This is a genomic window from Actinomadura bangladeshensis, assembly GCF_004348335.1.
In the GTDB taxonomy this organism is placed as follows: domain Bacteria; phylum Actinomycetota; class Actinomycetes; order Streptosporangiales; family Streptosporangiaceae; genus Spirillospora; species Spirillospora bangladeshensis.
This window is the reverse complement of sequence record NZ_SMJW01000329.1, coordinates 1-7541: the sequence shown is the minus strand read 5'-3', so window position 1 is coordinate 7541 and position 7541 is coordinate 1. Positions and strand designations below refer to the sequence as shown.

The window sequence follows — 7541 nt, the reverse complement described above, 5'->3', positions numbered from 1 at the left end:
GGGCGGGAGCGCCCTGCGCACCGGGTCTCACGGCTGGTGACGGGACGTCCGGGTGCGGGCGGGGATACCCGCTGCGGCAGGCGCCGATGACGGTCCGTGAGTTTTTCCTCCGTCCACCCCCCTGACATTCGTCGCGTAAGGGGTTAGCGTTCCTGACATGGCACCCGCCCGGGTCCGTGGTTGCGTCGGATCGCAGTGCTCGTCAGGAGCACGGCAGACGATCCGGCTAGCCGATGCCAGGCGCAGGCGAAACGGCCCACGTAAGGCGACTTCTCGTCGACCGATCACGGTGCGCCTTAGAGGTAAGTCCTGCCCCATCGGGGGATCCGACATCCCCCGAACCGGGAGAAGGGCAGTAGTGGCGAGAGCGCCGCGAGCCCCTCAGCAGGCGGATGTGGGGACGAAGACCAGGTCGGCCGGGCGGGTGCGACCCACCGTCCTGTGGTGCCCGTCCGGGACCGGCAGGGGTCCTGGGGAGGGCGACAGCGCAACCGGGAGAAGGGGGGTCCCCGCGTGAACATCACCGTCAGGGGCCGGCACACCGAGGTCAACGACAGGTTCCGTCGGCACGTCGACAACAAACTGGCCAAGATCGAACGACTCGACCAGAAGGTGATCCGCGTTGATGTGGAGGTGTCCGAGGAACGCAACCCGCGGCTGGCCGACCAGCGCGAACGGGTGGAGCTCACGATCCGCTCCCGCGGCCCGGTGATCCGGGCCGAGGCCGCCGCCGACGACCGGTACGGCGCCCTCGACCTCGCGCTCGACAAGCTGGAGTCGCGGCTGCGCCGCGGCTCCGAACGGCGCAAGGGCCACGGTCTGAAGAACTACGGCAAGAACGGCAAGGGCCGCGCCAAGCTCGCCACGATGGAGACGCTCCCCGAGGCGCTCCCCGAACCCGTCCCCGAACCGGCGGAGGCGGCCCCGGCACCCGCCGAGCCCGTCTCCCGCGACGAGAACCTCGTGCCGATCCCCATGGACGGCGACGGCCCCCTCGTCGTTCGCGAGAAATTCCACAAGGCCGAGCCGATGGGCATCGAGCAGGCCCTTTTCGAGATGGAACTCGTCGGCCACGACTTTTTCCTGTACCGCGACAAGGCCACCGGGCACCCCTCGGTCGTCTACCGGAGAAGAGGCTGGGACTACGGAGTGATCAGGCTCGTCGAAGAGTGAGCCCTCCGGCCCGCCGGAGGAGGGCGCGGTGATGAGGCGGACGCGTCACGTCACCGCCGGAACCATGTCATGATCTGAAAAGGCGCATCAGCCGATCCACGGGCGCTGCGCGTCCCGGGAACCTTCCCGGGGCGCGCAGCGGTTGATCGGGAGACACCCCGGTCCGAAATCCCCCGGGATCGCCCCCGGACCCCGTAAGTTCCCGAGGACGATCCCGTTGGACGACAACCCTCCGGTAATTCCAGATCGCTGAGTAGTGAAGGGGGGAAGCGGCGTCTTCTCCACGCCGCGACTCTGGTGAGCGAGAATCCCGAGCCTCGCGACGCCGCGGCGGTACCCCGTCCGACCGGCGCCGACGCCGCCCCCGCCGGCCGGGAGGCGCCGCCGCCCGGAGCGGCCGACCCCGTCCGCGTGCTCATCGTCGACGACCACGCGCTGTTCCGCAGGGGGCTGGAGATGGTCCTCCAGGGCGAGGACGACATCGAGGTCATCGGCGAGGGCGGCGACGGGCACGAGGCCGTCGAGATGGCCGGCGACCTGCTGCCCGACGTCGTCCTGATGGACATCCGGATGCCGCGCCGCAGCGGCATCGAGGCGTGCACGGCCATCAAGGACGCCGCCCCCAGCGCGAAGATCGTCATGCTGACCATCAGCGACGAGGAGGAGGACCTCTTCGAGGCGATCAAGGCCGGGGCCAGCGGCTACCTGCTCAAGGAGATCTCCATCGACGAGGTCCCGCAGGCGGTCCGCGCGGTGTACGGCGGCCAGTCGCTGATCAGCCCCTCGATGGCGTCCAAGCTGATCACCGAGTTCGCGGCGCTGGCCAAGCGCAGCGAGGAGCGGACGCAGCAGGTCCCCGCGCCGCGCCTCACCGAGCGCGAGATGGAGGTGCTGCGCCTCGTCGCCCGCGGCCTCGGCAACCGTGAGATCGCCCGCGAGCTGTTCATCTCCGAGAACACGGTGAAGAACCACGTCCGCAACATCCTGGAGAAGCTCCAGCTCCACTCCCGGATGGAGGCCGTCGTCTACGCCGTCCGCGAGAAGCTCCTGGAGATCACCTGACCGTTCCGCCGCCCCGGCCCCTCGCGGGCTCGAGGGGATCGGCCGGAGGCCCGCCGTAGGCCGGGCAGGGCGGCGTCCGCCCGGGGGTGAGACCGGCAATCCGGTTTTGTCGGTGTTGTGTCGTAGCATCGCGGACGTGGCAGAGGCAGCATCCGGTACAGGCAGGTCCGATGAGGTCCGGCTGGGCGCGGACGACGCGCGGCGGCTCCAGTTGCGCGCCCAGGGCTTCCTGGGCGCGCGCCCGAAGGGCGGGGTCCCCGCGATGCTGGAACGGCTCGGCGCCGTCCAGCTCGACACGATCTCGGTCCTCGCGCGCTCTCACGAGCTGGTTCCCTACGCGCGCCTGGGCCCGGTGAGGCGCACCGCCATCGAGGCCGCCTACTGGGGCAACGGCTCCCGCCCTTCCGAGCGGCGCACCCCCGGCGGGCCCGGCTCCAGCGCGGTCGGCGGAGGGTATCCGGCGTTCGAGTACTGGGCGCATGCGGCGTCCGTGATCCCCATGGCCGACTGGCCGCTGTTCGCCTTCCGGCGGCGCGCCTACCTGGAGCGCGGGTGGCGCTGGCACAAGGTCCCGGAGGGCGTCTGCGACGACGTCCGCGCCCGCCTGAAGGCGGACGGCCCGCTCACCACCAAGGAGCTCGGCGGCGCCAAGGCGAGCGCCGAGTGGTGGGACTGGAGCGACCACAAGATCGGCATCGAGTGGCTGCTGGACATCGGCGAGGTCGTCTGCGTCGAGCGGGTCGGCTGGCGCCGCGTCTACGACCTCGCCGAGCGCGCCGTCCCGCCGGACCTGCTCGGGCAGGAGCCGGACGACGACGCCTGCCTGACCGCGCTGGTGGCCCGTGCCGGACGCGCGCTGGGCGTGGCGACCCGCGGCGACCTCGCCGACTACTACCGGATCAGGCAGGACCAGGTCGACCGCGTGATCGAGGCGACCGGGCTCGTCCCCGCCAGGGTGGACGGGTGGCCCCAGCCCGCCTGGGCCGACCCTGAGGCGCTCTCGAGCCCGCCCAGGGGCAGGCACGCCACCACGCTGCTCTCGCCGTTCGACTCCCTCGTCTGGGACCGCGCCCGCGCCTCCCGCGTCTTCGGCTTCGACCACCGCCTGGAGGCGTACGTCCCGAAGGACAAGCGCGTCCACGGGTACTTCGCGATGCCGCTGCTCGCCGGCGGCCGCCTCATCGGACGGGTCGACCCCGCCCGCGAGGGACGCACCCTCATCGCCCGCCAGGCGTCCCTGGAGCCCTGGGCCACCCGGACTGCGGCCCGCACGGAGACCTCGGCTGCTGCCCTCGCCACGGCCCTCTGGCGAGCGGCCGCCTGGGTCGGCTGCGACGACGTCCGCGTAGAGCGCACACCCCTGCCCCCGACCCTGCTGGAGAACGCCCTGGCCGCCACGACCCCGCCCTGACCGCCGGCAGCGCTGCGGGGAATCGGGCGGGGCGTTGGGGTGTTGAAAGAACGTGAAAAAAGGGGGCCTCGGTACCACGCGATGCCTGAGGGCCGCCGGGGTCAGCCGTGGGGGGTGTCCTCGGTGTCGGTCGAGATCGGGGTGTCGAGGATTTCGCCGTGGTCGCCGCCGCGGCGCTTGTCCGAGCGCGCACCGAACAGCGAGTAGTCGACGATCTCGGGGATGACGCGCGGCGCGTCCACGACCACGTCGGCGAACAGGTGGACCATCCAGCTGACCAGGAGACCGGCGACCACGATGCCGACGCCGACCCACACCATGATCCACATCGGGCCGAGGCAGAGTGCGACGCCGCCGACCACGAAACCGGCGAAGATGATGCCGACGGCGATCCACGAGCTCGGCCGGCCGGCGTGAGACCCTTCTGACATTGCGCCTCCCATCCTGTGCGGTGTGAGAGATCCTCTCCGGGACCCGGAAAGTCAAACGAAACGCGCTGTGGATTGCGCTGCGGAGTGACCTAGACCATTCTGGGTCTCGCCTACGATGGCATCGTACGTGTGGTGTGCGTGCCGCCCTGAGCGGTGAACCACGATCTGCAAGGAGCCTTCGAGAGTGCCGCCAGTCATCGACAAGATCCTTCGTGCGGGCGAGGGACGAACCCTGCGCAAGCTCAAGAAGCTCGCGGATCAGGTCAACTCGATCGAGGAGGACTTCCTCGAGATGAGCGACGCCGAGTTGCGCGAGCTGACCGACAAGTACCGGGAACGCATCGCCGACGGCGAGTCCCTGGACGACCTGCTCCCGGAGGCGTTCGCGACCGCACGCGAAGCCGCCAAGCGCGTCCTCGGCCAGCGCCACTACGACGTCCAGATCATGGGCGGCGCGGCGCTGCACCTCGGCAACATCGCGGAGATGAAGACCGGTGAGGGCAAGACCCTGACCTGTGTGCTCCCCGCCTACCTGAACGCGCTGTCCGGCGACGGCGTCCACGTGGTCACGGTGAACGACTACCTGGCGAAGCGCGACGCCGAGTGGATGGGACGCGTCCACCAGTTCCTCGGTCTCGAGGTCGGCGTCATCCTCCCGCAGATGACCCCGGACGAGCGCCGCGCGGCCTACAACTGCGACATCACCTACGGGACGAACAACGAGTTCGGCTTCGACTACCTGCGCGACAACATGGCGTGGAGCCTGGAGGAGTGCGTCCAGCGGGGCCACAACTTCGCGATCGTGGACGAGGTCGACTCGATCCTCATCGACGAGGCCCGGACGCCGCTGATCATCTCCGGCCCGGCCGAGCAGAACTCCAAGTGGTACTCGGAGTTCGCCAAGATCGTCCCGCGGCTGAAGCGCGCCGAGCTGATCAGCACCGCCGGCCAGGTCGACGAGTACGGCCCCGGCGACTACGAGGTCAACGAGAAGAAGCGCACGGTCGGCATCACCGAGTCCGGCGTCGAGAAGGTCGAGGACTGGCTCGGCATCGACAACCTGTACGACTCGGTGAACACGCCGCTGGTGAGCTTCCTCAACAACGCGCTGAAGGCCAAGGAGCTCTACAAGCGCGACAAGGACTACGTCGTCATGAACGGCGAGGTCCTGATCGTGGACGAGTTCACCGGCCGCATCCTGCACGGCCGCCGCTACAACGAGGGCATGCACCAGGCCATCGAGGCCAAAGAGGGCGTGGCGATCAAGGACGAGAACCAGACGCTCGCCACGATCACCCTGCAGAACTACTTCCGGCTCTACAACAAGCTGTCCGGCATGACCGGTACCGCCGAGACCGAGGCGGCGGAGTTCAACAAGACCTACAAGATCGGCGTCGTGCCGATCCCGACGAACAAGCCGATGATCCGCGACGACGTCGCGGACGTCGTCTACAAGACCGAGCAGGCCAAGTTCGAGGCCGTCGTCGACGACATCGCCGAGCGGCACGAGAAGGGCCAGCCGGTCCTGGTCGGCACCACGTCGGTGGAGAAGTCCGAGCGGCTGAGCAAGATGCTCAAGCGGCGCGGCATCCCGCACCAGGTGCTGAACGCCAAGCACCACGAGCAGGAGTCGGCGATCGTCGCGGAGGCGGGCCGCAAGGGCGGCGTCACCGTCGCGACGAACATGGCGGGCCGCGGCACCGACATCATGCTCGGCGGCAACCCCGACTTCCGCGCCGACCTGGAGCTGCACCAGCGCGGCCTGAACCCGCTGGAGAACGCCGAGGAGTACGAGGCGGCCTGGCCGGAGGCGCTGGAGAAGGCCAAGGAGGCCGTGAAGGGCGAGCACGAAGAGGTCGTCGACGCAGGCGGCCTGTACGTCCTCGCGACCGAGCGGCACGAGTCGCGGCGCATCGACAACCAGCTGCGCGGCCGGTCCGGCCGGCAGGGCGACCCGGGCGAGTCCCGGTTCTACCTGTCGCTGGAGGACGACCTGATGCGGCTGTTCAACTCGGCCCGCGTCGAGTCGATCATGACCCGGCTGAACATCCCGGACGACGTGCCGATCGAGTCCAAGATCGTCAGCAACGCGATCAAGTCGGCGCAGAGCCAGGTCGAGCAGCAGAACTTCGAGATGCGCAAGAACGTCTTGAAGTACGACGAGGTCCTGAACCGGCAGCGCAAGGTCATCTACGCCGAGCGCCGCAAGGTGCTGGAGGGCGAGGACCTGTCCGAGCAGATCCGCGGCATGATCGACGAGGTCGTCGCGGGCTACGTCGCGGGCGCCACCGGCGAGGGCTTCGCCGAGGACTGGGACCTCGACAAGCTCTGGAAGGCGTTCAAGCAGCTCTACCCCATCTCCATCACGGTGGAGGACCTGGCCGAGGGCGACGACGGCGACCTCTCCGGGCTGGACGCCGAGACCCTCGCCGAGAAGATCCGCGAGGACGCCCAGGCCGCCTACGCCAAGCGCGAGGAGGAGCTCAGCCCGGACGTCATGCGCGAGCTGGAGCGCCGCGTCATCCTCTCGGTGCTCGACCGCAAGTGGCGCGAGCACCTCTACGAGATGGACTACCTCCAGGAGGGCATCGGCCTGCGGGCCATGGCGCAGCGCGACCCGCTGGTCGAGTACCAGCGCGAGGGCTACGACATGTTCAACGCGATGCTCGACGGCATCAAGGAGGAGTCGGTCGGCTACCTCTTCAACCTCGAGGTCGAGGTCGAGGACCAGCCGGAGACCCCGACCGTCGGCGCCGCGCCCGTCTCCGTCGCCAAGTCGGCCCCCGCGGCCGGTGCGGAGGAGGACGAGGAGGCCGGCGCCGAGGTGGAGGAGGCCGACGAGGTCCCCGCGATCAAGGCGAAGGGGCTGGAGAAGCCGTCCCGCCCGAAGAAGCTGGAGTACTCGGCCCCGACCGTGGACGGTGAGGGCGGCGTCGAGCTGCACAGCGAGGAGACCGAGGACGAGTACGCGGGCGTGAACCGCAACGACCCGTGCCCCTGCGGCTCGGGCAAGAAGTTCAAGCGCTGCCACGGCGACCCGCGCAACAAGAACAAGTAGTCGAGTAGTACTGCGCGAAGCGGCCTCCCGGACGTCCGGGAGGCCGCTTCCGCATGTCAGGGGGCGGTCGTCTCCAGGGCGGTGCAGCGCCACCGCCCGCGCGCGTGCTCCAGGCGCAGCGCCAGCGCGTGGACGCGTCCGGCCAGCGCAACGACCGCGACGGCCTCCGCCACCGCGGGCGCCGGCCGCTGCACCCTGCTGGACAGCACCTTCGGCGGGACGACCCGTCCTCCGCGCGCCGCCGCGCCGCCGTGCGGGGTCACCGCCCGGCACACCGCCGGGACGGCCACGAGCGACAGCTGATGGGCGGGCCGCGTCCCCGCCAGCACCTCCACGACGAGCCGCACGGCCATGTCGGCGACGGCCCGGACCTCGCCGTCCACCCCGTCCCCGGGCCGCACGACCC

The 7541-nt window shown here is 70.0% G+C and carries 6 protein-coding genes; 4 read left to right on the top strand and 2 right to left on the bottom strand.

All coding sequences use genetic code 11. The annotated features are described in order from the left end of the window. Positions 1–513 precede the first annotated feature (513 nt). The 3 genes from hpf to E1284_RS36480 all read left to right on the top strand — a co-directional run bounded on the left by hpf (position 514) and on the right by E1284_RS36480 (position 3646). Complete coding sequence (hpf, locus tag E1284_RS36490) at positions 514–1173, top strand: ribosome hibernation-promoting factor, HPF/YfiA family (RefSeq protein WP_131944708.1); 660 nt, start codon at positions 514–516, stop codon at positions 1171–1173. Positions 1174–1470: 297 nt separating this feature from the next. Then, positions 1471–2235: a response regulator gene (locus E1284_RS36485; RefSeq protein ID WP_131944707.1), complete on the top strand. Its 765-nt coding sequence runs from the start codon at positions 1471–1473 to the stop codon at positions 2233–2235. Positions 2236–2371: 136 nt separating this feature from the next. After that, on the top strand, positions 2372–3646 hold the full coding sequence (locus E1284_RS36480) for a winged helix-turn-helix domain-containing protein (protein ID WP_243714967.1): 1275 nt from the start codon (positions 2372–2374) through the stop codon (positions 3644–3646). A gap of 101 nt (positions 3647–3747) precedes the next feature. Here the strand turns inward: E1284_RS36480 and E1284_RS36475 are convergent, their stop codons facing one another. Then, entirely contained in the window at positions 3748–4077 is a 330-nt protein-coding gene (locus E1284_RS36475; protein ID WP_131944706.1) for an HGxxPAAW family protein, read from the bottom strand. 184 nt (positions 4078–4261) lie between these two features. Between E1284_RS36475 and secA the strand changes: the two genes are divergently transcribed. Then, a complete protein-coding gene (secA, locus tag E1284_RS36470; protein WP_131944705.1) occupies positions 4262–7135 on the top strand; it encodes a preprotein translocase subunit SecA in 2874 nt (957 codons plus the stop codon). 56 nt (positions 7136–7191) lie between these two features. Here the strand turns inward: secA and E1284_RS42105 are convergent. Beyond that, on the bottom strand, positions 7192–7541 hold a 350-nt coding region (locus E1284_RS42105), incomplete at its 5' end, for an Rv3235 family protein (protein ID WP_207924157.1).